33 protein-coding genes are annotated in these 20943 nt (G+C 66.5%); 6 read left to right on the top strand and 27 right to left on the bottom strand.

Going from position 1 to position 20943, the window contains the following annotated elements; translation table 11 throughout:
• Window positions 1-36 precede the first annotated feature (36 nt).
• The 8 genes from NF551_RS18880 to NF551_RS18845 form a co-directional block, all read right to left on the bottom strand.
• Window positions 37-1629 (bottom strand): hypothetical protein, encoded by a 1593-nt coding sequence (locus NF551_RS18880; RefSeq protein WP_227897321.1) that lies wholly within the window; start codon window positions 1627-1629, stop codon window positions 37-39.
• Window positions 1623-4082, bottom strand: a complete 2460-nt coding sequence (locus NF551_RS18875) for a type IV secretory system conjugative DNA transfer family protein (RefSeq protein WP_227897322.1) — start codon at window positions 4080-4082, stop codon at window positions 1623-1625. Before NF551_RS18875 ends, NF551_RS18880 begins: the two co-directional genes overlap by 7 nt.
• Before the next feature lie 1611 nt (window positions 4083-5693).
• Complete coding sequence (locus tag NF551_RS18870; protein WP_227897323.1) at window positions 5694-5945, bottom strand: hypothetical protein; 252 nt, start codon at window positions 5943-5945, stop codon at window positions 5694-5696.
• The gene (locus NF551_RS18865) at window positions 5942-6421 is read right to left on the bottom strand and encodes a Panacea domain-containing protein (protein WP_227897324.1); all 480 of its coding nucleotides are present in this window, start codon (window positions 6419-6421) and stop codon (window positions 5942-5944) included. The genes NF551_RS18870 and NF551_RS18865 overlap by 4 nt, the downstream gene beginning before the upstream one ends.
• 72 nt (window positions 6422-6493) lie before the next feature.
• Window positions 6494-6826, bottom strand: a complete 333-nt coding sequence (locus tag NF551_RS18860; RefSeq protein WP_227897325.1) for a hypothetical protein — start codon at window positions 6824-6826, stop codon at window positions 6494-6496.
• 241 nt (window positions 6827-7067) lie between these two features.
• Window positions 7068-7856: a hypothetical protein gene (locus tag NF551_RS18855; protein ID WP_227897326.1), complete on the bottom strand. Its 789-nt coding sequence runs from the start codon at window positions 7854-7856 to the stop codon at window positions 7068-7070.
• A gap of 175 nt (window positions 7857-8031) precedes the next feature.
• Window positions 8032-8994 carry a DUF916 domain-containing protein gene (locus NF551_RS18850; protein ID WP_227897327.1) on the bottom strand — a complete coding sequence of 321 codons (963 nt, stop codon included), beginning with the start codon at window positions 8992-8994 and terminating at the stop codon, window positions 8032-8034.
• A 105-nt stretch (window positions 8995-9099) separates the two neighbouring features.
• Window positions 9100-9609, bottom strand: a complete 510-nt coding sequence (locus NF551_RS18845; RefSeq protein ID WP_227897328.1) for a hypothetical protein — start codon at window positions 9607-9609, stop codon at window positions 9100-9102.
• 168 nt (window positions 9610-9777) lie between these two features.
• On the opposite strand from NF551_RS18845, the gene NF551_RS18840 reads away from it, so the two are divergent.
• Window positions 9778-9921, top strand: a complete 144-nt coding sequence (locus NF551_RS18840) for a hypothetical protein (protein ID WP_227897329.1) — start codon at window positions 9778-9780, stop codon at window positions 9919-9921.
• A 52-nt stretch (window positions 9922-9973) separates the two neighbouring features.
• On the opposite strand, the gene NF551_RS18835 is transcribed toward NF551_RS18840, so the two are convergent.
• The 11 genes from NF551_RS18835 to NF551_RS18785 all read right to left on the bottom strand — a co-directional run bounded on the left by NF551_RS18835 (window position 9974) and on the right by NF551_RS18785 (window position 15020).
• Window positions 9974-11254, bottom strand: coding sequence for a CAP domain-containing protein (locus tag NF551_RS18835; protein ID WP_227897330.1), 1281 nt, complete (start codon window positions 11252-11254; stop codon window positions 9974-9976).
• Window positions 11244-11474 (bottom strand): hypothetical protein, encoded by a 231-nt coding sequence (locus tag NF551_RS18830; protein WP_227897331.1) that lies wholly within the window; start codon window positions 11472-11474, stop codon window positions 11244-11246. Before NF551_RS18830 ends, NF551_RS18835 begins: the two co-directional genes overlap by 11 nt.
• The gene (locus NF551_RS18825) at window positions 11474-11653 is read right to left on the bottom strand and encodes a hypothetical protein (protein ID WP_227897332.1); all 180 of its coding nucleotides are present in this window, start codon (window positions 11651-11653) and stop codon (window positions 11474-11476) included. Before NF551_RS18825 ends, NF551_RS18830 begins: the two co-directional genes overlap by 1 nt.
• A 43-nt stretch (window positions 11654-11696) precedes the next feature.
• On the bottom strand, window positions 11697-12155 hold the full coding sequence (locus NF551_RS18820; RefSeq protein ID WP_227897333.1) for a hypothetical protein: 459 nt from the start codon (window positions 12153-12155) through the stop codon (window positions 11697-11699).
• The gene (locus NF551_RS18815; RefSeq protein WP_227897334.1) at window positions 12152-12304 is read right to left on the bottom strand and encodes a hypothetical protein; all 153 of its coding nucleotides are present in this window, start codon (window positions 12302-12304) and stop codon (window positions 12152-12154) included. The genes NF551_RS18820 and NF551_RS18815 overlap by 4 nt, the downstream gene beginning before the upstream one ends.
• A 41-nt stretch (window positions 12305-12345) precedes the next feature.
• Window positions 12346-12828, bottom strand: coding sequence for a hypothetical protein (locus NF551_RS18810; RefSeq protein ID WP_227897335.1), 483 nt, complete (start codon window positions 12826-12828; stop codon window positions 12346-12348).
• Window positions 12829-12890: 62 nt separating this feature from the next.
• The gene (locus tag NF551_RS18805; RefSeq protein ID WP_227897336.1) at window positions 12891-13304 is read right to left on the bottom strand and encodes a hypothetical protein; all 414 of its coding nucleotides are present in this window, start codon (window positions 13302-13304) and stop codon (window positions 12891-12893) included.
• Window positions 13305-13306: 2 nt separating this feature from the next.
• Window positions 13307-13642: a hypothetical protein gene (locus tag NF551_RS18800; RefSeq protein WP_227897337.1), complete on the bottom strand. Its 336-nt coding sequence runs from the start codon at window positions 13640-13642 to the stop codon at window positions 13307-13309.
• 51 nt (window positions 13643-13693) lie between these two features.
• A complete protein-coding gene (locus tag NF551_RS18795; RefSeq protein ID WP_227897338.1) occupies window positions 13694-13936 on the bottom strand; it encodes a hypothetical protein in 243 nt (80 codons plus the stop codon).
• Entirely contained in the window at window positions 13933-14547 is a 615-nt protein-coding gene (locus tag NF551_RS18790) for a hypothetical protein (RefSeq protein WP_227897339.1), read from the bottom strand. The genes NF551_RS18795 and NF551_RS18790 overlap by 4 nt, the downstream gene beginning before the upstream one ends.
• 74 nt (window positions 14548-14621) lie before the next feature.
• A complete protein-coding gene (locus NF551_RS18785) occupies window positions 14622-15020 on the bottom strand; it encodes a hypothetical protein (protein WP_227897340.1) in 399 nt (132 codons plus the stop codon).
• A 94-nt stretch (window positions 15021-15114) separates the two neighbouring features.
• Between NF551_RS18785 and NF551_RS18780 the strand changes: the two genes are divergently transcribed.
• The 5 genes from NF551_RS18780 to NF551_RS18760 all read left to right on the top strand — a co-directional run bounded on the left by NF551_RS18780 (window position 15115) and on the right by NF551_RS18760 (window position 17402).
• The gene (locus NF551_RS18780) at window positions 15115-15429 is read left to right on the top strand and encodes a hypothetical protein (RefSeq protein WP_227897341.1); all 315 of its coding nucleotides are present in this window, start codon (window positions 15115-15117) and stop codon (window positions 15427-15429) included.
• A gap of 13 nt (window positions 15430-15442) precedes the next feature.
• On the top strand, window positions 15443-15979 hold the full coding sequence (locus tag NF551_RS18775) for a hypothetical protein (RefSeq protein WP_227897342.1): 537 nt from the start codon (window positions 15443-15445) through the stop codon (window positions 15977-15979).
• A complete protein-coding gene (locus NF551_RS18770) occupies window positions 15976-16458 on the top strand; it encodes a hypothetical protein (RefSeq protein WP_227897343.1) in 483 nt (160 codons plus the stop codon). The genes NF551_RS18775 and NF551_RS18770 overlap by 4 nt, the downstream gene beginning before the upstream one ends.
• A complete protein-coding gene (locus NF551_RS18765; RefSeq protein WP_227897344.1) occupies window positions 16458-16868 on the top strand; it encodes a hypothetical protein in 411 nt (136 codons plus the stop codon). Before NF551_RS18770 ends, NF551_RS18765 begins: the two co-directional genes overlap by 1 nt.
• An 81-nt stretch (window positions 16869-16949) precedes the next feature.
• Window positions 16950-17402 (top strand): hypothetical protein, encoded by a 453-nt coding sequence (locus NF551_RS18760; RefSeq protein ID WP_227897345.1) that lies wholly within the window; start codon window positions 16950-16952, stop codon window positions 17400-17402.
• A 64-nt stretch (window positions 17403-17466) separates the two neighbouring features.
• On the opposite strand, the gene NF551_RS18755 is transcribed toward NF551_RS18760, so the two are convergent.
• The 8 genes from NF551_RS18755 to NF551_RS18725 form a co-directional block, all read right to left on the bottom strand.
• The gene (locus NF551_RS18755) at window positions 17467-17754 is read right to left on the bottom strand and encodes a hypothetical protein (RefSeq protein WP_227897346.1); all 288 of its coding nucleotides are present in this window, start codon (window positions 17752-17754) and stop codon (window positions 17467-17469) included.
• Window positions 17755-17849: 95 nt separating this feature from the next.
• Window positions 17850-18401, bottom strand: coding sequence for a hypothetical protein (locus NF551_RS18750; protein ID WP_227897347.1), 552 nt, complete (start codon window positions 18399-18401; stop codon window positions 17850-17852).
• A 42-nt stretch (window positions 18402-18443) separates the two neighbouring features.
• The gene (locus NF551_RS18995) at window positions 18444-18569 is read right to left on the bottom strand and encodes a hypothetical protein (protein WP_269439050.1); all 126 of its coding nucleotides are present in this window, start codon (window positions 18567-18569) and stop codon (window positions 18444-18446) included.
• A complete protein-coding gene (locus NF551_RS18745; protein ID WP_227897348.1) occupies window positions 18566-19426 on the bottom strand; it encodes an ATP-dependent DNA ligase in 861 nt (286 codons plus the stop codon). Before NF551_RS18745 ends, NF551_RS18995 begins: the two co-directional genes overlap by 4 nt.
• Before the next feature lie 2 nt (window positions 19427-19428).
• Window positions 19429-19656, bottom strand: coding sequence for a DUF2188 domain-containing protein (locus NF551_RS18740; protein WP_227897349.1), 228 nt, complete (start codon window positions 19654-19656; stop codon window positions 19429-19431).
• 66 nt (window positions 19657-19722) lie between these two features.
• Entirely contained in the window at window positions 19723-20253 is a 531-nt protein-coding gene (locus tag NF551_RS18735) for a hypothetical protein (protein WP_227897350.1), read from the bottom strand.
• Complete coding sequence (locus NF551_RS18730; RefSeq protein WP_227897351.1) at window positions 20250-20582, bottom strand: hypothetical protein; 333 nt, start codon at window positions 20580-20582, stop codon at window positions 20250-20252. Before NF551_RS18730 ends, NF551_RS18735 begins: the two co-directional genes overlap by 4 nt.
• Window positions 20579-20812, bottom strand: a complete 234-nt coding sequence (locus NF551_RS18725) for a hypothetical protein (protein ID WP_227897352.1) — start codon at window positions 20810-20812, stop codon at window positions 20579-20581. The genes NF551_RS18730 and NF551_RS18725 overlap by 4 nt, the downstream gene beginning before the upstream one ends.
• Between the last annotated feature and the right edge of the window lie 131 nt (window positions 20813-20943).

Here is a 20943-nt window from a genome sequence, read left to right as displayed (position 1 = left end):
ACATGCGTAGACATTCGTCTCCGGGCTGCCGCGGCCCTACTCCCAGGCGGGCCTGGCGGCTGCGTTCCGGCGTGCAGCAGCGCGCGCTTTCTTCCGCTCCTGGTACGCCTTCTGTGCGGCGATGTCCCGGCCTTCGATGCGCAGGCGTTCCGGGAGCCTCGTCGGGTGCGTGACGGCACCGACACTTTCACCGAGCATGCGTCCGGAGGTCCGGTTCGGGCGCGCCGGGTACGGGTGCGGAATGTCTGCCGGCTGCTTCTTTGAACGATCCAGCGGCGTGCCAACCAGGTGCGTATGGTCGCCGGTCCTCAACCAGTGCGGGGTGGCGGTGAGCAGGCGCGAGTTCTCGATGAGCGCCATCGGGTCCAGGCGTTCCAGGAACGGGGTGAACCGGTACTCGGCGGTGCTCATCAGGCGGCGGGGAACCCAGCGGTCGGCGCCGGTCCCGAGTGCGAAGTCGGCCTGCAGGTCCAGGAACGCGTCACTGATCTGCCCGCGGGCCGGGAACCATTCCTGCCAGTGGGCGACACCGATCCGCGCGGCGGGGGAGTCGGTACCGGTGCCGGGGAATTCCCTGAGCACCTTGGCGATCGTCTTGTAGATCTTGTGGATCGGGTCCGCGCTCGTGTGCCGGTCACGGTCAGGGTGCGGGGCGGCGATGAAGACGACCGTCATGCCGGAGGTTTCCAGCGGCCGCTCGGCGATCGTTTCAGCCCAGCGCCGGACCTTGGACTCGAAGGAGACCGACGATGTGGCTGTCAGCTCGTACACGATGCGCAGCCCGTCCCCGCGCACGATCGTCCCGTCGCCGCGGCGGTTGTCGACCCGGCTGGGACGCTGGGCTTCCATCTCGGCGGCCAGGGCTTCAGGCCCGCGCTTCCTGGCACGTTCCAGCCGCGCCTTCATGTTCTCCTTCTCGTCTGCGCTGAGGCCGGCGAGCAGGCCGATGGAGGAGAACTTTTCGCCCATGACGGTGCCGATGCCCGGCAGGTATTCGGCGGCACGGATCGCCAGCTCGGTAGCCAGCAGGTTGTGCCGGTCGAACTGCCCGCCGGAGGACCATTCGTAACCGCCGGTCACGGAAACCCATTCGGGCCAGGTGAGCGTCTTCTTCAGTTCCTTCTCGAACGCGTCACCGACGCGGGGCCGGTACAGGGCGGTCTGGCCGCGGCCGGGAAGGGTGCCGTTGCGCAGCGCGAAGGAGCCGATGTCCAGGACCTCGGCGGCGAAGGAAGCGGTGATCTGCGAGTAGTTCGGATCCAGGAAGAACGTGGAACCGGTGAGCACCGCCAGCTGTTCGGACGAGACGGTCCGCCACGAATCAAGGACGCCCCACGCGGCGAGGCGCTCGGCACGGCCGCGGTTGGAGGTGAGGATGTCCATCGCTTCGTCCCGGCTCATGAGCAGGCGTTTGTTCTCCCGGGCGCCGAAGGAAACGACCGGCTCATCGTTCGGTCCGGTGTGGCGGGAAGTCCACACGGCCTGGGAGCCCGGTGCCCAGAGACGGTCCCAGTACGGGTCGGTCCGGTTGAACATCGAGAGCTCGTCGTCCTCGTCCGTCCGGGCGGAGGGGATGAGCCAGGATTCGGGTGCGAAGCCGGTTGTCTCGGCCTGCAGTGCCGCTACCAAAGGTCAGCTCCGTTCGGCTGGCCGTAACCCTGGACTGCCGGGTAGGCGGCCATGTCGGCTTCGAAGTTGGGCAGCTTCACGATGAACGCGGACTGCCGGCGCTGGTCGACTTCGGAGCGGACAACGACGTGGTACGGCTCCAGGTGCTGGATGTCTTCGGTGGACCATTCGCCGTGGCTGCCGACGTTCGCTGCCACCTCGGTCGCGGTCGTGACGTCCGTCTGGGCGAAGGAGATGAGCGTTGAGTAGGTGAGGAAGTTGTTGCGCAGGGCGGCGCCGAGCTGCTCGGGGCGCTGCGTCGCCAGGATGGCGCGGATGCCGTAGGAACGGCCCTGGTCACGGATCCACCCGATGATCTCCGGGCTCGTGCCGGCCAGGAGGGAAAGCTCGTCCGCGAAGATGGACACGGAGCGGCCCTGTTCCAGCCAACCGGAGCAGTGTCGCTTGAGCGCGTTCTGAAGCGAGAACATCAGCATCGAGGACAGCTGCTGCGTCTGGGAATCCTCCAGCAGGATGCCCGTCGTGGAGGAGCCGGTGTTGATGACGACGGAGCGGTGGCCTTCCAGGATCTGCTCCCATGTGACCTTCCGGCGGTTCGGTGACCACCACGACTCCAGTGCCAGCAGCTGGCTGATCTTGTTCCGCGGCGCCTCCAGGAAGGACCGGCGGGCCGACTCCGTTCTGCCGTCGTAGAGTTTCGCCAGCTCCGCCACCGCAAGGTCCAGGTCGGTGTTCGGGGTGCCGCGTTCACGCAGCCGCTTGGCCAGACCGTTGATGCCGTTCCACAGCTCCGTGGCGACCGTGTCGGAGATGCCGCCGAGCAGAAGGTGCGCGTAGAAGATGGGCGACTGGCCGGCCGGGATAAGCCGTTCGTCGCGGCCCTCCATGAATTCCAGGACCTCTTCGGTGACGGCCATGCCGCCGGTCAGGACGGACACCAGAGTCTCGTAGGATCGTTCACCAATGGACTGGTCCCCGAACGCGTAGCGCATCGCGTTCGTGAAGAAGTGCGCCTTGGAGGTGATGTCCCCGGGCACGGAGAAGATGTCGATCGCCGGGGTCGCCGGGTCCGCGGCATCAATGACAAGGGTCTTGTCACCCATGGCGTGCGCCCACTGGACGTACTTGGCCACACCGTCGCCCTTGGACTCGAACGCGATGAGCGTGTTGTTCCGGCCCGGGTAGCCGGGGCGGCCGGACGGGCGGACCCTCTCCAAGCAGTGCCAGCCGAAGAGTGCGCGCACCGAAAGGGACTTGCCGGAGCCGGGTTTGCCGACAATGGCGACACCGAAGAGCATCGCGGCTGCGGACAGGTGCGCTGCGCCGTCGTCGTTGGTTCCGAGCATGGGGCCGATGTTGGCGAGCATGGCAGGGGGAGTGGGGCGTGCCTTCGTGGCAGCTGCACCGGAGATCGCACCGGCGTGCGGGGAGACCATGCCGACGACCACGTTGGGTCCGACCATGAAGGTGCGCGGGGCCAGCGGATAGTCACCGTCGGAGGCGGAGATGTGCTTCTCGAACGGGACCTTCTCGCCGGCGACCTTCGTGTGGCCCTTGACGGTCTGCTCCTTGCGCGGCGGCTTCGGCCGGCTGTGCAGCACGGGCGGTGCAGGGAAGAGTGAAGCAGCCAGCGATTCACGCAGCCGGCGCTCCGGAGACTTGATGGCACCGGCCAGCGCGGCAACACCCGTGGCAGCGAGGATCCCGCCGGTCACCAGCATCCCGGGCAGTGACGCATCGGCCACAGCGGCAAGGCTTTCGGGCAGCATGGGGCCGCCCACTGCAGCACCTCCAGCCACGGCAGCACCGGCGGGAAGGCCGAACGCCGCGGTGTGGAACCGGCGCGGCGGGCGCACCACAGTGTCGAGATCGAAGCCAGGAAGTCCGGCGGTCACCTGGGAGAGCAGCGAGCTGACAGCCTCCTTGGATTCTGCCCCGGCGGTGATCGTGACGATGACGGCGTTCGGTGTCAGCGAGTGGTGGGTCGGCACGGCCGTACCCATCCGGTGTGCGAGCCAGATCGAGTGGCGGCGGCGCTCTTTGTTCGACGGCTTGCGCATCGTGACGGCGATCCAGGTGCCCTCGGGCATGGCGGTGGCAAGCAGGCGCGGCAGCTCGGTCGGGTCAATGCCGTTCTGGGTCTCGCGCAGTGCCGGGGACTGATGGTAGACGAGCTCGCCAATAACGGGAGTGTCGGCCAGATCGTGCGGAAGTTCCGCCTCTTCGGCGCGCGCCCCGACCGTCTGCGCCAGGTGAAGGGCCGCGTTGGAACCGACAGCTTTCGCGGGCAGGATCAGGTAGCCGTGAAGCCCCGTCCTCTCACGGCGGGTGAGCAGGGTGGCGGTCCCGGCGTTCGTTGCTGCCGACGCGAAAGTTCCTGCCCGCTGCGAGAAGGTACTGGGGTTCGTGTCGATGCCGCCGGCTCGCGCCAGCTTGAAGATTCTCTGTTCCATGCCCTGGGACATGCGTAGTTTTGCCCCACAGCGGGATTTCGTTCATTCTTCCGGGATTTGCGGCCGGCCACACCGGCAAGAAACGTCGTGCCGGGCGGAAATCCCCGATGTTCGCTATCCGAACCGGGCCGGCGCTTCTCTCTCGGTTGGATAGAGCAGAACTTTCGGTTTGTGTGCGTCTCCCGACAGGCCCACAACCCTCAAGATTCTCCGCCCGGGACGGACATGACTTCCATCTGGCTTGTGTGCGGCTCCATGTGAGCTCCTGCCTCCCCAATCCCGATGAAAATCCTGCTCCTCAATCCCCCGGACGGGCTCCACCCCACCTCATCGAACGCCTGCGGCGGGCCGTCAACGTCCTTCAGGCCTGTGCTCTTAGTTCCTGCCACGGCGTGCCATTACCTGCGGACGCTGACCTGTCACGACCCGTGGAGGTTCTTTGGCGATGAGGCCTGCGGCCGGCGGTTGGGTGCCACCTGGGTCGTGATGGTTGGTTGCTGTTGTGAGGGTGGGGGTAGGGGCTGCGCCCCGGTATGTGCGGGGAGGGTTGTTAGGGTTGGTGGCCTTCAGGGTGTGGCCGGGTGGAAGGCCTTCGGCCGGTGAAGGGGCAACGGGTTTGGTGGCCATGGGGCCGTGAGCGTTCCTGCTCTCTCCCTGGTTGGCTCCAGGGGGTCTGAATGTTTCCCGTGGCGTTGCACGGACTGTTCATCTTGGCGGGTTCCGGAACCCTGAACGTTTCAGCGTGCCGCCCACAGGACGGGAAGCATCATGTTCACGCAAACATGACGAAAAACAATCCGCCAACCAGACCGCCCAACAATAAGGCCCCCACCCGAAACGACCACCGGGACGACCCGCATGACGAACACCGGAAAGAACACCACAACCCGTCCAACCGGGGCGAAGCCCCTCACACCACCCACCCGCCGCAACCAGCACGCACACCCTGACCGCCCACACACCGCCCCGCGCAGCGGCCCCCACAACGCACACCAACAAGCACACGCACCACCCACCCGCCGGGGCGAAGCCCCTCCATCTTTACCGACACGAACAACACCCAAACCACCCCGCCCAAGACGAGAAAACGCCCACCGCCCCGCGCAGCGGCCGAAGGCTTGAACGACCGGAGCGAAGCGACGAAGGGCAAGACGGCGTCGCGGACGAGCCGCGGACCGGCGCTCCGCGCCAGGTCCACGACCTGCAGCACGCGACGTCCCCCGTAACGGGCAACGTGCAGGCTGCAGAGCGCAGCGCCGCAGCCGCCCGTACCGGGCAGCTGGACGCCTGCGAGACGCGCGGCAAGCCGCACGCTCGCGCGCAGCGCGGGCGACCGAGCGTCAGCGAAGGAGATCATCGGAAAGGCATTCATGACGTCCGCACCCGAAACGAAACCTGACTGCCTGCCGTGAAGGTCAGCGGAAGGGGAGGGCCGCCAGGCCCGACCTTCTTTATATGGCCCTCCAACCCGTCCGGCTCCCCGTTTCGCGGCTACCGCCGGCCCCGGCAGAGACCACGACGTCCCTTCGGGCCGCCGCGGAACGCAGGTGGTCCAGGCGGTCCGGGTGCGGGGCCTATCGGCCGCGGCCGGTTCCCGTCCGGGAGTGCCGGTCAGGCGGCGCGGGACAGGTCAGCTGTTTCGGTTTCGGCGGCGGCCGGCAGGGCGGCGGCGTCCTGTTTCGGTGCGCGGCGGAGGGTGCGGATGCTGTCGATGATGGACGCAGTCCCGAGGCTCATCGGGAGGATGGCCATGATGGTGGCGACCGGGTCGCTGACGACGTCGATGATGAAGAGGCCTGCCAGGATGGCGGCGATGCCGGCTCCGGCTTCACGGGCCGCGGTCAGCACGGCGGAACGGTTCACTGCAGCGGCTTCAGGTTCAAGGCCTGCACGTACGTGGTGTCGGCGGCCAGGGCGGTGGCAGGGATGTGGCGGCCGGCGCCGGGCACTGTCCGTGACCAGGCGGATCCGGGCTGGACGGCGATGTCCGTGAGGGTCTCTGCGCTCAGTGGTCCGGCATGCTTCCAGACGGCGTCGAGGACCGCGGCCAGGATGGGGGTGTCTGTTTCGTCGATGGCGTAGGCGCTGCCGGCGGCGTTCTTGGCGTGCATGGTGATCGGCAGGCCGGAGAGGCACTGGAACTTTGCGTGGAGGCTGCGCAGGACGGGACCTGTCGGCCAGGCCTCGAACTCTTCGGCGAGGAAGCGGCGGCCGTGCTTGGCGTATTCGGCGGCAGCGAAGTAGAGGATGCGCTGGAGCTGGACGAGGTTCACCGGGAGGCAGCCGGCGAAGGACCGGCCCAGGATGGTGTTCGCAGTGTGCATCGTTTCGAAGGGCATCGGGGGTGCTTTCCGTGGAGGGTCGGGGGATGAAAAAGCTCCCCGGCCGGGGCCGGGGAGCGGTTCACATGGTCAGGCGGCGCAGAGGTCGTCGGGGTCTTCGGGGGTCCAGCTGCGTGCGAAGCCGGCGAGCTTGCGGATGTCGAACTCACCGGCATCCAGGAGGAGGTTCAGCTCATCGTCAACGCCGGGCTTGTCCAGGAGGACGGCGACCGATTTGGTGTAGGCGGCTGCGGCGCGTGCGTGGAGCTGTCCGGCCGGTGAAGCCTGGAGCCGGGTGCGGGCTGCGCGGGATTCAACGACGGCGAGGGCCAGCAGTTCGTTCACTGCGTTGCCGGTCATTTCGAGGGCGGCGCGGACTTCGTGGTTGCGCTCCTCAGTGACGGGAAGGGCGATTACTTTCATGGTGGTTCACTTTCGACGAAGGCATATGCGCTGGCACTGACCCTGTGTGCGGCGTCCGTACTGAAGCGCAGGCTTCCGGGCGTGTCGTTGGACACTCCGGCAGGGGAGGGGCTGGAGACGGGAAGGGTGCAGCACGACCCGGGAGTCTGTGACTCTGGCAGTCTGTGAGTCTGTGAGTCTGTGAGTCTGTAAGTCTGTGAGTTCAGGTGCCGGTGCCGTGCTGCGGGGCTTCCCGCCTCGGTTATGCGGCCAGGTCGATCAGCACCGGCAGGGTCGTCTTTGCCGAGGTCAGGTGCTCGATGATGGACTCCAGCCCTTCGGCGCTGACGAGGGTCATGATTTCGCCGTAGCTTGCGGCCAGTTCCGCTTCGAAGATGTGGATCAGCGGAAGGTACTTGGCGGCCAGGCGTGCAGCCATCTTGTCGTTGACTCCGGCGCCGATCCCGGCCACGTTGTGGTGCAGGCCTGCTGCGTTGTCCGCGAAGTCCACGAACTTGACGATGAAGACCCGAGCGTCGCCGTGGATGGCGTCATGGACGAACGTTGCGTACCGCTGGTGGCGGGTCTCGATGGGGACAGCCTTGCCGGAGGGGAGCGGGTTGGTGACGGCCTTGACCAGGCTGGTGATCTCGGTGCCGAAGGCGGCTTCCATCCAGTCGAGGGCGCATTCGCGCTGTTCCCGGGCCGACATGGAAGAGGCGTCCATACCGAGGTAGTCAGTGGCGATCACGGAGGAGCAGTCCTCGATGGTGTCGTGCAGGATGATGGCCGCAATGACGTCCAGGTCGGTGACCCCCATCCGCAGGGCGCGCAGTGCGTTCCGCAGCGGGTGCTCGCTGTACGGGGTGCGGGGCATCCCGGCACGGTTGGCGCGGGTCTGTCCGCGGTGCAGGTAGGCTGCAGCACCGATCGCTTCGATGAGGATGGCCGGGTAGGTGTCGCTGATGCGTGATGCGGCGTCGAGGATGGCCACCGAAAGTGCGCCGGAGTCCAGGGTCTTAAGCGGGGCCGCGGGAAGTACGGAGAGCATGTGGTTCCTTTGAAGCTGGGGGTTGGGGGTGCCGGCCGAAACCGGTGTCGGGGATGCTCCATCCATGGCTGCAGCCTCTGCCCCTTATGTGTGCGGCGGGCCAGGAATCTCTCACCACCCCGGTATGCAGAAGCCCCGGACAGCGGCGGCCGTCCGGGGATGCGGGAGGTTGGGGTTAGCGGCGGCTGTCCTTCTTCCGGCGGAGCGCTCCGATCAGCAGTCCGGCAGCGATGATTACCAGGACGATGATGATCGGCAGGAACGCCAGGAGGGCATTGCCGCCTTCAACGGGTACCGGCTCCGCCTCGGGGAACGTGAGCGTCGAAGAGATCTCGTGGGCGGCCGAACCGGAGTGCAGGCTCAGCGTCGCATCCCACGGACCAACCGGGAGGGACTCCACGAGTTCGATGCGCACTTCGGCTTCATCGCCCGGTGCGATTGTGACGGCCTTGGCCAGCGGGACGGGGTCGGCGCTGACGCCTCCGGGACCGCCGGCGAGCTTGATGCTGCCGGTGATGTCCAGGGCGAGGGGACCGGTGTTGGTGACCTGTGCCGTGACGACCGGCAGACCGGCAGCGGTGCGCGAAGCGGCGAGGGACGCGATGGAGAAGTCAGGGACCGGGATGCCGCCGGAGCCAACGGAAATGTAGAGGCGGACGCCGACACGGCTGACCTGGACGGACTTGGATTCCGTGTCCTGCACCTGGGCCCACACGGCGCCGTAGCGTTCGCCTTCGGTGGCGTCGGCGGGAACCGTGACGTTCACCGGGACAAGCTTCTTTGCGCCGGGCTCCAGGGTGAGCTGTGTGTCCTGGACGGAGGTCCAGCCGGCGAGGTCGTTATCGTTGCCTTCGTCTGCGACAGTGAATTCTCCGCCGGTGATGTCGGCTGCGCCCGGGTAGACCTTCACGGTCCGGGTTGCCCGGGAGTTGTTGCTGACTTCGACGGTGCGTTCAACGCTTTCACCGGGAGAGACCTGCTCCACGACGTAGGAGCGTTCACGGGCACTTGCGACGTCGGCGGGAACATCTGCCAGGCGGATGCCGATCCCTGCTCCGGGTGACTCGGCGGCGTGGGCGTTTCCGGCGGGGATGCCCGCAAGGAGTGCGGCGGCGAGCAGAGCGGCTATGTAACGCATGGTGGTTCCTGTTCAGGTGAGGGGGAGTTGCCTGGGTTCAGGCGAAAAAGATCCCGCGGGCGGAAGGGGTGTCCTGCCGCCCGCGGGAGAGTGCCCGCAAGGGGACTAGATGACCGAGTGGACGATCGTTGCGGTGTAGTTGTCCGCGATGGCGTCAGCCGGGACGGTGATGGAAACATCCGCATCCCAGGTGGCCGAGTTGACGCCCTTGACGCCGGTGGCCGTCTGGACTGCGCCGCCTTCACCGCTAACGGTGGCCGGGGCGACAACTGCTGTGCCTGCGACGGTGGCCGCATTGGCGGCGTAGCCGACGTTGGAAGCGGCGATCGTGTTGGACGTTGCCGAACCTGCGAAGTCGCTGACGGACACGGATGCCACCCAGCCGAGTTCACCGGCACGCTCATCGGTGACAGTGATGCCGGAGAGGACGCCGCTGGTGGTTGAGCCCGGGACGATGGCGCCCAGGTCGAACGCAGCGGGCGCGGTCAGGGACAGGGTGCCGGGAGTCACGGCCACGGTAGCGGTCGTGTCTGCAGCCTGTGCCGGCACTGCCATGCCTGCTGCGAGTACTGCAGCTGCTGCCAGGCCGAGGGTAATACGGGACGGTGTCCGCATTCGGTAGTTCCTTTGTGTTGAAGGGGTGAAGCACTGTGCAGGGGTGCCTGCTTCTCCCATGTGTGCGGACGGTCCCGGGACTCTCACCACCTGTGAAAGGTGCCCCGCCGTCCGGCGCGTTCCGGACCGAAGCCGCACACAGGGGTGGTGACAACGAAAGGGGTCCCCATGACCGCCATCCTCACCGCCGTCCTCGTGTGGTTCTCTGCCTCCGGCCTGGCACTGGCCGTGAACGCTTTCCTGGCTGCCGGACGTTCAGCCGGCGACAGTGAAGCCGAAAGGGCCCTGGCAGCCGCGGCAAACGCAGGCTAGACCCGGCAATGCCCCCGCCCAGTTCAGGGCGGGGGCATTTTCATGTCCGGTATCAGTACCGGGCGAAGACCTGGACGCCGACGTGGTTGTTGGCCAGCCACGATTCGGGATCCAGTTCCGCGGATCCAAACCCGAAGGAATCCAGTGCCGGGGAGAGCATGGCTGCGTTGTGGGCCGGGGAATTCTTCCACCACTGCATCATCGCTTCGGGCGTGTAGTTCACCGCGATGTTCTCCGCATAGTTGGACCACCCTGCAGGCAGTTCGGAGGCGAGGTTCGGGTTGTGGGCGATGCCTTCCCACCCGTACGCGTCGATCGCTTCCTTCTGGGAGGCAGCCCAGGTCACGGCGAGGGCTTCCAGTGCCGGATCGTAGGTGAGGGCGTGGACACCGTTCTCGGCCCGGTACTCGTTGATCAGTTCCAGGGAACGCTGCGCGAAGGCGGTCGACCCCGGTGCCGGTGTCTTGTCGGCGGGCGCTTCCGGCGGTGCGGCGATGGGCCCCTGGACGGCGGGAACTTCCACGGCAGGCTCTTCCGGTGCAGGAGTCTGGACGGCAGGCTCTTCAGCGACAGGCTCCGACACGACAGGTGTTTCCACAGCGGGTGTTTCCACGACGGCGGGAACCTCCGGCTCCGCGGCGTACTGCTCCTGGTCCTGCTCAGTGCCGGCGGCCGGGGAAGGCTCAACCTGTGCCGGGCTGTCCTTGGCGGGAGGCTCAACCGGGGCGGGCTGTTCATCCTGCTGTTCCGGCTCCGGTGCCTCGGCGGGATCAGGGGCCGCTTCCGCTTCCTCGACCCCGGCAGGCGTCAGGGTCAGCCCTGCGGGCAGGATGGACGCGGCAGCGGCGACGGGCTGGGAGATGCGCTGGCCTTCGAAGAGGACATAGGGTGCCCTGATGTTGTTGTAGGCGGCGACCTCGGGCCAGGCGCCCCAGCCGTTGTCCAGTGCGATCGACTCAAGCGTGTCACCGGGCTGGACGATATGGACCGCCCGGTGGGAGGAGAAGGAGACGGTCTCTGCGACGGCCGGCGCCGGTTCGGTCGCTTCGCCCTTCGGGACGGTTGTCGGATCGGTGTGAGCCGGCTTCTTTGCCCCGGTGTCCTCGAGTGTGCCCTTGGACTTCGGGTAGGCCTGGTCCACGGTGCCCTTCGATTTCGGGTAGGTCTTCTCCACGGTGCCGACGTTCTTTGAGAACGGGGCGGTCGGGGCGAGGGTCTCCCGGTCGGGGGCTGCGGCCGGACCTGAGCAGGCGGCCAGCACTATCGGGGCAAGGGCTGTCATGGAAATGATGCGCGCACGGCGTACTGCCGGACGGCCAGGGTTAGAGCTCACTTAAAGCACTTTCGGTAGGGGCTGCGGCCGGGTAAGTGTCACAGTCGGGGCAGTAGTCCCGGACACCGGTTACCCAGCCATGGTTTTCTGCGAGGACGCGGCGCGCGACGGCGATGCTGTCCATTCCGGCAGGGACCAGATAGTCGTGGGTCTCTTCGTTGCCGCAGGAGTCGCAGTACACGGTGACGAGGACCGGACCGGTCTCTTCCTGGATAGCCATCAGGATTTTCCTTCCGTCGTGTTCAGCACGGGGGAGGACAGCAGGTCCGCAAGGAGGCGGCCGGCAGCGGCCATACCGGCGTCGTAGCCAAGCTCCCAGTCCTCCTTGTACTTCCGGTCCTTCTCGGCCGTCAGGTTCTGCGCCAGGGAGTTCAGCTGGGCAAGCAGGGCAGGTTCCATGGGTCCTCCGGGTTCCGCCGCGGACTGGTGCCCGCGTCGCCTCCTATGTGTGCGGACGGTCCCGTGTTTCTTCCCGGAGGAGGCCGGCGGCGTATTTCTCCCGCTCAGCCCAGTACGCTGCACGGTCCCTGGCATGGCGGAGCCGGGCCCGCAGGTCTGTGATCTCAGCGGCTCGCGCGACGGCGGCCGCAGTTGCATTCTCCCGGCGACTGAACGGGATGTTGATCTCCCCGTGGCCCGTGCCGCTTCCTTCCCCTGGCTCCGGGAGCCGGGCAAGGCGGGAGGCGAGGCTCAGGACCCGGGCTTCGGCGGCACGACGGCGCACGGCAGCGTACCCGGGGTTCGGGGTGGGGCGCCGGGGCTGTGATGCTTCGGGTCCCGGGCAGCAGAGGCCGGGATGGTGTTCGGGTGTCCAGCCGGCGCCGACTGCAGCGCGGGCCTGCTCCATGCGTTCGGCTTCGATGCGGAGGATCGCTTGCCCGAAGGGGTTCAGGCCGCTCACGCCTGGACCCCGGTGGTGGTGCCGCCCATCAGCGTTACGCGGCGGGCGGTGCGGATCATCTCCTGGAGCGCACCTTCACGGCCTGCGTGGGGATCGCCAGCCCCAGGGTCTTCGCGGGGTTCACTGGAAGCTGGAGGCTGCGTGCTCATGCTCCTATGTGTGCGGAGCGGTGCGGTGCGCTCCCCGCCTGTTACAGACCGCTCTGGTCGTAGACGGCGCAGGTGTTGAGTAGTTCCGCTCCGGCAACCTTGAACGCGTCGATGTCGGCGCTCTCACCTGTGTGGGTGCCGTCAAGCAGGGAGGTGATTTCATCCAGCGGTCCGCGGAAGTCCTCCAGCAGCGGCACAATGTCATCCGGTGCCTGGCGCTGGATTTCGGCCAGCTCATCGTGCAGCCGGACCGCGTCGTCGGGGAAGTTCGGGTCTGCAGGTTCCCCTGCACCGGCCGCCTGGGCGGAGGAGGAGAGCAGTTCGATCGTCTCGAAGAGGGGTCCGTCCTGTGCCAGGCCGAAGAGCTCAACGCAGGCCTCCTTCTTCGTCAGCATCGTCACGGCAGCCGCGGTGGGCGACGCTGTTGCCGGTTCAGCTTCCGCCGGCGGCGGTGCCTGTTCGAAGGCAGAGCAGCCGGTGACAAGAAGCAGGGCAAGGGCCGGTACGGCCGCAAATTTCCTCATGGTCCCCCCAAGGGATTGCTGTAGTGGTCACCCCAACCGTACCGGCCCCCGGGGACACCGGATTACGCTTCGGTCCGCACCCCGCCGTGTGCCGTCCCGGTAGGACTTCCCTCCGCCACCCAAAGCAGCTCCTCCAAGGGCGTCCGCTGCATGATGATCAGGCGCAGGGCCCTTGCGTACGCATCCTGCTGGCGTTCGGGGATCTCCTGCAGGATGAGCGCGTCAATGGTGTCGCAGCTGTCCGGAATGCCGGAGGGCACAGGCCGGATCGTTGTCCGCGGCCCCATCTCATTGAGCCAGATGCTGTACCAGTCTTCCTGGGCGGACTGCGCGGCCCGGGCGCCTGACACCTGCTGGAGCACCTCGCCGCTGTGGACGTTGATGATCTCGTATTTTGGTTCGGCGGCCGCGGCAGCACGGGCCGCCTCATCCTTCATTGCCCGGCGTTCGGCGCGGACACGGCGTGAAGCGAACACGGCTAGAATCCTGTCTTCCGGCTGACCCGCTGCATGGCCTCGAAACGGGCACGCGAAGCTTCAGTCATAGCCCGGTGGAGCCTGTCCAGCTGCTCGGAAGCCAGCGGGCGGGTCACCCGGGACCGGCTGGCACCGCCAAGCTTGTCGATCGAGTCCAGGATGTCGTGCATGCGGCGGCAGTCCGTCCTGAGCCGGTCAACGCCCCTTTCGATGAGTTCTTCCTCAGTGGCGTTCAGGACGGAGGCGAACCATGAGGCTTCATGGGCAGCGGCCGCCTTCAGGAGGAAAGCGACGGCAAGGATGAGTGCGGCAGTGAGCGCGACGGCGGTGAATGTCATGGGTGTCCTTCAGGGTGGTGCGGGTCTGTGGTCGGTGGTGTGCGCCGGATGTCACTCCTCATAGTCGGGATTCAGCATGGAGGTGAGGTTCAGGACGGCCGCGTCCAGATGGATCCGGCGCGCAATGTCGTCCGCGGTCCACTCTTCCTCTCCGGGCCCGCACTCCAGGACGAAGATCTGGGGCCGGTTGATGGAGCAGTGCACAACGACGCGTCCCTGTCCCGGATGAGCTTTGATGGCCGTTACGGCGCGGGTCGAGACGAGGAACGTGCCGAACTTGATGAACCCGCTCATGCCCGGGCTCCTTCGATGGAGGTGAGCAGCTGCGGGACGCCCCAGTTCTCAGCCTCCGGGCACTCCGGTGCGGCGTTGGCGTCAACGAGGACCCCGCCGTTTCCGATGCGGCGGAAGTCGGGGCTGAAGATCATGTCGGCGGCAGTGACGGCCCTGACGGGCAGCCTCCACGCCTCCTGCACGGAGTACTTTCCGCTGTCCTTGAAGAGGGTCACTGTGGCCGTCCGGGTCTGCGCTTCCTGGGCTGCGGCACCAAGGTCAGCTGCCGGTTCCACGACACTGTGCCGTCCGTTGAAGACGATCCGGGGGTGGCGTTCGACGGCGCCGATGGCCATGAGGCTGTTCAGGGCGCCGGCCGCTTCAGGGATGACTCCGCGCATGCGGGTGGGGTAGGGGACGTCCTTGAGGAGGATGCCGCTGCCGCCGACGTCGCCGGGTTCTTTACTGAGCCGGATAATGAGTTCGCCGGTTCCGGGGTCGACAAGGTCCAGGGTGCGGGCTGCGGTGTCCCACACCAGGGTGCCGCTGTACGTGCAGAAGACCGGTTCGGGGTTGTTCGTGTACACGTCCTGCAGCTGGAGGCGGACATTCTCCCGGGTCACAGTTGTCATGGGTGGTCCTTCATTCGGCGTTGGCGCGGACCGGTCGGCCGCATTCCCTATGTGTGCGGACAGGGCTGTTCCGCTCACCGGGAGCCGTCCTGGCCGGTGACCTGGCGCAGCGCTTCCTTCAGGCCGTCGACCTGTTCCATAGCTTCATCGAGCAGGTTCTGGTGGTCCCCGGTATCAAGGCGCCAGAAGATGTTGGAGTCGGCCCCCTCCATGGCCCGGTACTCATCCAGGGTCGGGGAGCACTCCCGCTCATCCAGGGCAGCGATGAGGGCTGATCCGTCGGCAGTGCTCCGCTCATGGGCTGCCTTGATCCAGCGTTCAATCTCCTGTTCGCGGGTGCGCATCCGGGCTTCGCCGACGGCGAGGCGGATCCGGTCATCGGCCGGGAGCCCGTGCCCTGCCAGTGCCTCCATGAGGAAGCGGGTGAATTCGTCAGGTGCCGGCAGGTTCTCGGGGAACTGGTTTGTCGTCATGGCACCTATGTGTGCGGACAGGGGGTGCCGTCTCCCCGCCGCCCTTCCGGAGCCGGTGGTGAGAGCCATGGCCGGGTCCGCACACATAGGGACTATGACGACCCCTGAAGATTCCCTGACCGCCGCAGCTGAGGCAGCATCCGTACAGTCCCGTGCCGATGAGCATGCTGCCAGCCTCCTCGACTCCGGATATACCGAAGTAACCGAAGCCGGCGGTTTCTCTGTCGGCCAGCGCGTCTATCACGCAGGCCAGCGGTACCCCGGAGCTGAGCGGGGAACCGCAGCCATCGAACGGATTTTCGTTAAGGCCGAGGGCCGGGGCAAGGGCATCGAAATGATTGCCCTGCGGGACGACGGCACCCACGGCTTCTGGGCCGACTACCACGCCAACCCGGCTGTAACCTTCTAGCGCAGGGCCGACTATGAACCACAAAGAGCGGGCGACCTGCAACGCCGCAACCGACGCTGACGCCGTACGTGAGCTGGCCACGGCAGCTGACGCCGAGGCACTTGCTTCCGGGTCCCTCGTAGCGGTCTTCTCCTCGGACACCGATGAGTGCCCCGATGTCCTCCTGCGCTACGGGACCGGGTGGACGGAAATGCTGCCCGGCTGGAGCGGGACTGAAGGCATACCCTCGGATTCCGTTCCCGGCATGGGGCACCGGGTCGTGGTCCTGTGGGACGGCGGCGCCGACCACCGCGGACGCCTCGACGCCATGGAGCAGGCCACACTGGCCGGCAGCGACCTCGACAGCCTCCCGTACGGGACCCTCGTGCGGGCTGTGCGCCCCTGGGCGAACCCGCACTGGCCGAACGTCCTGAGGCGTGTCCGCGGCGGCTTCGAAGGCCTGAACCCCGACCAGGACGCGGCTGGCATGATCCCCACCGGTGCCGCAGCCCTCTACTACGGAGACCTGACCGTCGTGTGGGTGCCTGCCGCCACGAAGGAGACGTCATGACCCCAGACCTTCTCGTCATCGACTTGTCCGCAAGGGATGGATTGTTCATTGCCTTGTTGGCATTTGCCGTGGCCCTCCTTCCGGTGATTGCCGCCGTGGCCGTCTTCCCCTTCGGTGAGAAGGGCTGGTACAAATCCAAGCGGCTGCTGGTCAGCATCGGGTGCCTGGGACTGGCCGGGGCGTTCATCGCCGGGGGAATCTCCTTCCTTCAGGAATGGCAGGAGAATCCGGAACCGGACGCAGGGCATAGTGGCATCGTCCAGGATTGGGCAGAAAACACATACGGGGTCACCGTCAGTGACGACGAAGCCGATGCCATGGCCCGAGCCATCCGGAATGCGTCCAGCAGTGCAAGCGAAACCTTCGTCGTTGAGGGTGCCTCCGGCGTCATCGAGGTGAAGCTGGTCCAGGCCGGGGACGCCAGCTTCCGCATGGTCCAGGCAGCGGCGGAACTCCCCCTTGCAGAGGGGCAGAACTGATGGGCGCCGAACCGGCCGGACCGGACCTGCAGCAGCTGAAGACCGCTGCAGAGGCTGTGCCGGCCCGGAACTGGGAAGTGTGGCCCAACGTCCACGGCGACCCGATCGTAGTGGAAGCCGGCGGCCGCGGCCAGTTCGCCGACATCTGCAAGGTCAGCACCCGCTTCGATGACTACGGCCGGAACGTTGCCGCATTCATTGCTGCAGCAGACCCGGCGGCGGTCCTGGCATTGATCGCCCACCTCGAAGCCTTCGAGTCAGCCGACAGGAATTGCCTGTGCGGGGCCATGCTCCGGGACAAGACCATCGCCTGCCTCATGCACCCCGATGTCAGGCCCAGGACCGTCCGTGAGCGCATCGACTTCGAGAAGGCCTTCGACGAGGCCCTGGAACGCAGCCGGAACAAATAACCTGACTCGGTACCGAAGAGGGCTAATAGTCCTGTCCGGACCCGTTTCGGCGACAAAGGCAGCTGCCGCACACAGGAGGGCATGACGAGCACACCCAGCACCCAGCGCAAGAAGGACGTCGGCCAGGCCGGCAACGGCGGGCAGTTCGCTGCCAAGACCCAGAGCGAACCGACCGGAGTTGAACCACTCACCACCTCGGCAACGGCAGGCCACGACCTGACCTGGTGGGACGAGGAAGACCGTGCCTACCCGGCATCCCTGTACGAGGCCGGAGTCGACGGAATCCTGGAACCCTACAACGGCGACTACCCGGTCAACGACGGTGCCCTGCGGTACTGGCGGGAGGACATGACCCGGGAACTGGTAATCGGCGAACTCGAGGACGGCACCACCGTCGTAGCCGTGGAAGCCGAACCGGACGAGGGCATCTTCATCTCCGTGAACGCCGGCACGAACCCTTCACCGGACCGGATCCGGGACGCCGTCGACACGGTCCGCGGCAAGGCAACCAACCTGGCTGCTCCGGAGTCGTAGCAACCGTCCGACTGCACTGAAGGCCCCGCCGGAAACCCGGCGGGGCCTTCTTCGTCAACGTTCGCTATTCCGAGGGCTGGTTCTGGTCTGCACTGGGGTCGGTCACGAAGGCGATGCGGGGGTCCTTCCTGAGGATCTCCAGGCTCTCTTCGTACGGCACGCTTTCGTGCTGGTACGAGAAGACCATGACGTCCATGAAGCCAAGCTCGGACATGACCTGGAGGACCTCCTCCTCGTACTCTTCGTAACTGCCGCTCTTGAAGCTTTCCTCGCTGACGGCCAGCACGACACGGTCGCCGGGCTCTTCAGCTTCTGCGTTCTCGATCGGTTCGTAGGCATAAATCCTGGGCATTGCTTCCCTTCGTGGGTCTCGACGCTGCGTGTCTCGTCTCAGCCCTTATGTGTGCGGACTGCCCGGCATCCCTCTCCAGGGCCGGCCCGGGAGCCTCAGGCAACGGGCCGCGGAGGAAACGCCTCCGGGACCAGGACTTCGAGGAACGGTGCGTCCACCTCATCGGTTCCCTGCTTCTGCCGGGCGTAGGCCAGGGCGCCGTCCATCTCGGTGAGCTTGAAGCAGTCCGGGGTGGTGAAGGGCGCCCAGCCCCGGATGTGCGGGTTGCTCGAGTGGGTGATGGTGATCTGGAATCGGCGCGGCGTGACGAACAGGGCCGGTTCCACGGTTGGCTCCCACAGCTGGCCGTCGATCAGCAGGAGCCCGGCCAGTCCGTTCCGGAGGATCCTCTCCACCGCTTCCGGGTTCGCCCAGTGGTGGCCGAAGTCCATGGTCATGCCGTCGAAGACAGCCTGGGGGACCCGGGAGTAGAAGCGGCCGTCGTGGGCGCGCAGGTCGATGACTTCCTCGGCGCCGGAGCCCGGGTATTCGCCGATGGCGTCAAAGCGTGCGGCCACGGGAGCGTCGGAGGCGTCTGCCTCGCGGACCTCTGCCTGCATGAACATTCTGTCTTCGTACACGGGGATGGCTTTGCCGGTGATCATCATGCATCCCATGTGTGCGGACAGCCCCGGCGCTCTCCCCACTGCTCACACCGGTGCGGCGACGTCCCCGGCGTCCATGTCGGGCCGAAGGCGCAGGAGCCTAACGGGGTGGCGGAAGGATCCGTTCTCGAAGGCCGTGTCCACGGAGACTTCGACGGCGATCGGCTTCACCCGGGCGAGGCGTACCGGATCGGTCCTGCCCGTGAACCGGTCCAGGATTCGAGGGCTGACCTCCTGGGGCCATGGATGGTCTGTGTCGGCGGGTTCCAGGATCCGGCCGGCGAGCCGGGAGGCGCCCTGCTCGAGCGGTACGGTCCTGCCACGATCCTGAGCCGGCTGCCGGATGGGAGCCCCAGGACAAGGACTGACGGGCGGTGCACGGATCCGAGCACGGCAGCGCAGACGACGTCGACGGGGTGCCGGTGGCGGACCTTGAGCCACTGGCGGTCGCCGGTATAGGTCTGTCCGGCGCCTTTGACGACGAGGCCTTCGATGCCGGCCGAGGCAAGGTTGCTGAACCAGGCGGCAGCTTCGTCCCGGTCCATGGTGGCCGGGGAAAGGTTCAGGGGTGGTTCCCAGTCGGCTGCCAGCTCGACCATGAGTTCGCGCCTGACGTGCAGGGGCAGTTCCCGGATGTCGGTGCCGGCCAGGGCCAGCATGTCGAAAACGGCAAGGGATGCAGGTGCCTGACGGGCCAGGGCGGGCAGTGTCCGGCGTCCGGCGCTCATCCTTGACTGCAGGGCTGCGAAGTCCAGGCGTTCCCCGGCCCAGACGACTGCTTCCCCGTCCAGGATGTACCCGGGCGGAATCTGTTCTGCCGCGGCCTCTGCGAGGTCCGGGAACCGTGCCGTGAGGTCTTTCCCGGCACGGGACCAGATGCCTGCGCCCTGCTCGTCAACGTGGACAGCGACCCGGAAGCCGTCCCATTTGGGCTCGTACACGCAGCCGCCGGGCAGGGCAGCTGATGCGGGGATTCCCTCGACTGGTTTGGCCAGGGAAAGCGGTACCGGCGGACGCGGTGCTGCCATGGTCAGCCGGGGATGTTCCTCGGATCGTTTCCGTAGCTGTTCTTCTCCGCGATCGTCCCGTTCATGTTCTTGATGAGGTGCTCGACCTTCAGCTCGCGGGCCCGGTCGCGTCCGATCCGGACTGCTTCATCCTTCGTAGTGCTGCGTCCGAACGGCGCCTCACCTGTGCCTTCGCGGCGGGACTGCCAGGTTCCGTTCTCGTGGTAAGTCTCGATGTCGCCTTTGGGCATACTGTCCTCCTGACGCGGGAATGTCCGGTCAGGCTACAACCGCCCGGGCCGTCATGCCAGAGCTGGTCAGGGCATACCGCACATCGTGAGCATGCTCGTGAGATCTACGGGCGTCAGCAGCACTGCGTTGTCTTTGACGAGTTCAATGGCTTCGCCGGCACCGTCGACGATGACCTTCCCGGCAGGGTTCGAGGTGTGCGCGAAGGTCAGCACTGCACTGGCCTGATCCCAGGTTTCATCGTTGACCCCGAGCCCGCGCGAATACCAGGCCAGTGCTTCACGGACGCACTCGTAGTCGTATGTCCGGGTGATGAGGTCGCGGGTTTCCTCGCGGTCAGCATCGGAGATCAGGCTGGTGTCTGCTGCCTGATAGGTATCGGCGAGCAGCTCCCGGCTCTCCTTCGTGTCGGCGGTCGTCACCAAAAGGGTGGACAGGAGGGCGTCACCTCTTCCGGGATCAGCTGATGCCTGCCTGGTGGTAAACGACCACACGGCCGCAGCGACGATGAGCGCCGTGACGATGACGGCAGCAGAGTTACGGGCGGCGGTTAGGGCCTTGCGGCGGTGGGCATGTTTTGTGCTGAACAGGGTGTTCATGCGACCTCCATGACTTGTCGCATAGGAGAGTAGCCCGAACGTGCTTCGAAGGTGCCCGGGACGGCTTCAGTGCTACCGAAACCGAGCAGGGCGGCCAGTTCAGCACTTGCCCGTTCCTCGTTGGCAGGGTTGATTCTGAGGGCCTGGAGGACCTTGAGGGTCTGGTGGTTCTGCGCTTCCCGGGTGGTGATGAAGACCGGCTCCCGGCACAGGGCATTGGGGCAGGTGCTCCCCACCATCCCGTTGCCCCGTCGTACGGGAGCATGCGCATCGAGGGTTGCCGCCATGGCTTCCAGTACGGGAACCTGCGGACTGCTGACAGCTTTCACCGAGCCAGATCCTGCAGTTCTTCATCGCTGCCGAAGCGGAGCGCATTCACGGCCACGGCAACCTCGGGAAAGGCGATGGTCAGGCGTGCCGGGTTCAGGTGGTCAGCCTTCATCCAGATGTCGAACAGACCTGCGCGGAAACCGCCGGGCTGGGTGCCGCCGGGGCGGTTGTAATGGCCGAGGAGGTCGCGTGCTGCTGCCTTGATTTCCGGGCTGACGTTCTTATCCATAATCCCTATGTGTGCGGACGGCGAGGCATCGCTCACCGCCCAGACAGGCGGGGCCCCGGACAGCACATTACGACGGCGTCCCCATGGACAGTGCGAGTCGATAAGTACTGCCGGAGCCCTGCCCGGTGGGG

It is taken from the genome of Arthrobacter caoxuetaonis (assembly GCF_023921125.1).
GTDB classification, from domain to species: Bacteria; Actinomycetota; Actinomycetes; order Actinomycetales; family Micrococcaceae; genus Arthrobacter_B; species Arthrobacter_B caoxuetaonis.
The sequence above is the reverse complement of the archived record's forward strand: the minus strand, read 5'-3'. Positions and strand labels throughout refer to the sequence as shown.

Coding starts and splice junctions, on each gene's coding strand:
- NF551_RS18875 (WP_227897322.1), bottom strand. CDS start 4,082: ATGGAACAGAGAATCTTCAAGCTGGCGCGAGCCGGCGGCATCGACACG.
- NF551_RS18865 (WP_227897324.1), bottom strand. CDS start 6,421: ATGCCCTTCGAAACGATGCACACTGCGAACACCATCCTGGGCCGGTCC.
- NF551_RS18860 (WP_227897325.1), bottom strand. CDS start 6,826: ATGAAAGTAATCGCCCTTCCCGTCACTGAGGAGCGCAACCACGAAGTC.
- NF551_RS18855 (WP_227897326.1), bottom strand. CDS start 7,856: ATGCTCTCCGTACTTCCCGCGGCCCCGCTTAAGACCCTGGACTCCGGC.
- NF551_RS18850 (WP_227897327.1), bottom strand. CDS start 8,994: ATGCGTTACATAGCCGCTCTGCTCGCCGCCGCACTCCTTGCGGGCATC.
- NF551_RS18845 (WP_227897328.1), bottom strand. CDS start 9,609: ATGCGGACACCGTCCCGTATTACCCTCGGCCTGGCAGCAGCTGCAGTA.
- NF551_RS18840 (WP_227897329.1), top strand. CDS start 9,778: ATGACCGCCATCCTCACCGCCGTCCTCGTGTGGTTCTCTGCCTCCGGC.
- NF551_RS18830 (WP_227897331.1), bottom strand. CDS start 11,474: ATGGCTATCCAGGAAGAGACCGGTCCGGTCCTCGTCACCGTGTACTGC.
- NF551_RS18825 (WP_227897332.1), bottom strand. CDS start 11,653: ATGGAACCTGCCCTGCTTGCCCAGCTGAACTCCCTGGCGCAGAACCTG.
- NF551_RS18815 (WP_227897334.1), bottom strand. CDS start 12,304: ATGAGCACGCAGCCTCCAGCTTCCAGTGAACCCCGCGAAGACCCTGGG.
- NF551_RS18810 (WP_227897335.1), bottom strand. CDS start 12,828: ATGAGGAAATTTGCGGCCGTACCGGCCCTTGCCCTGCTTCTTGTCACC.
- NF551_RS18800 (WP_227897337.1), bottom strand. CDS start 13,642: ATGACATTCACCGCCGTCGCGCTCACTGCCGCACTCATCCTTGCCGTC.
- NF551_RS18795 (WP_227897338.1), bottom strand. CDS start 13,936: ATGAGCGGGTTCATCAAGTTCGGCACGTTCCTCGTCTCGACCCGCGCC.
- NF551_RS18790 (WP_227897339.1), bottom strand. CDS start 14,547: ATGACAACTGTGACCCGGGAGAATGTCCGCCTCCAGCTGCAGGACGTG.
- NF551_RS18785 (WP_227897340.1), bottom strand. CDS start 15,020: ATGACGACAAACCAGTTCCCCGAGAACCTGCCGGCACCTGACGAATTC.
- NF551_RS18780 (WP_227897341.1), top strand. CDS start 15,115: ATGACGACCCCTGAAGATTCCCTGACCGCCGCAGCTGAGGCAGCATCC.
- NF551_RS18775 (WP_227897342.1), top strand. CDS start 15,443: ATGAACCACAAAGAGCGGGCGACCTGCAACGCCGCAACCGACGCTGAC.
- NF551_RS18770 (WP_227897343.1), top strand. CDS start 15,976: ATGACCCCAGACCTTCTCGTCATCGACTTGTCCGCAAGGGATGGATTG.
- NF551_RS18765 (WP_227897344.1), top strand. CDS start 16,458: ATGGGCGCCGAACCGGCCGGACCGGACCTGCAGCAGCTGAAGACCGCT.
- NF551_RS18760 (WP_227897345.1), top strand. CDS start 16,950: ATGACGAGCACACCCAGCACCCAGCGCAAGAAGGACGTCGGCCAGGCC.
- NF551_RS18755 (WP_227897346.1), bottom strand. CDS start 17,754: ATGCCCAGGATTTATGCCTACGAACCGATCGAGAACGCAGAAGCTGAA.
- NF551_RS18750 (WP_227897347.1), bottom strand. CDS start 18,401: ATGATGATCACCGGCAAAGCCATCCCCGTGTACGAAGACAGAATGTTC.
- NF551_RS18745 (WP_227897348.1), bottom strand. CDS start 19,426: ATGGCAGCACCGCGTCCGCCGGTACCGCTTTCCCTGGCCAAACCAGTC.
- NF551_RS18740 (WP_227897349.1), bottom strand. CDS start 19,656: ATGCCCAAAGGCGACATCGAGACTTACCACGAGAACGGAACCTGGCAG.
- NF551_RS18735 (WP_227897350.1), bottom strand. CDS start 20,253: ATGAACACCCTGTTCAGCACAAAACATGCCCACCGCCGCAAGGCCCTA.
- NF551_RS18725 (WP_227897352.1), bottom strand. CDS start 20,812: ATGGATAAGAACGTCAGCCCGGAAATCAAGGCAGCAGCACGCGACCTC.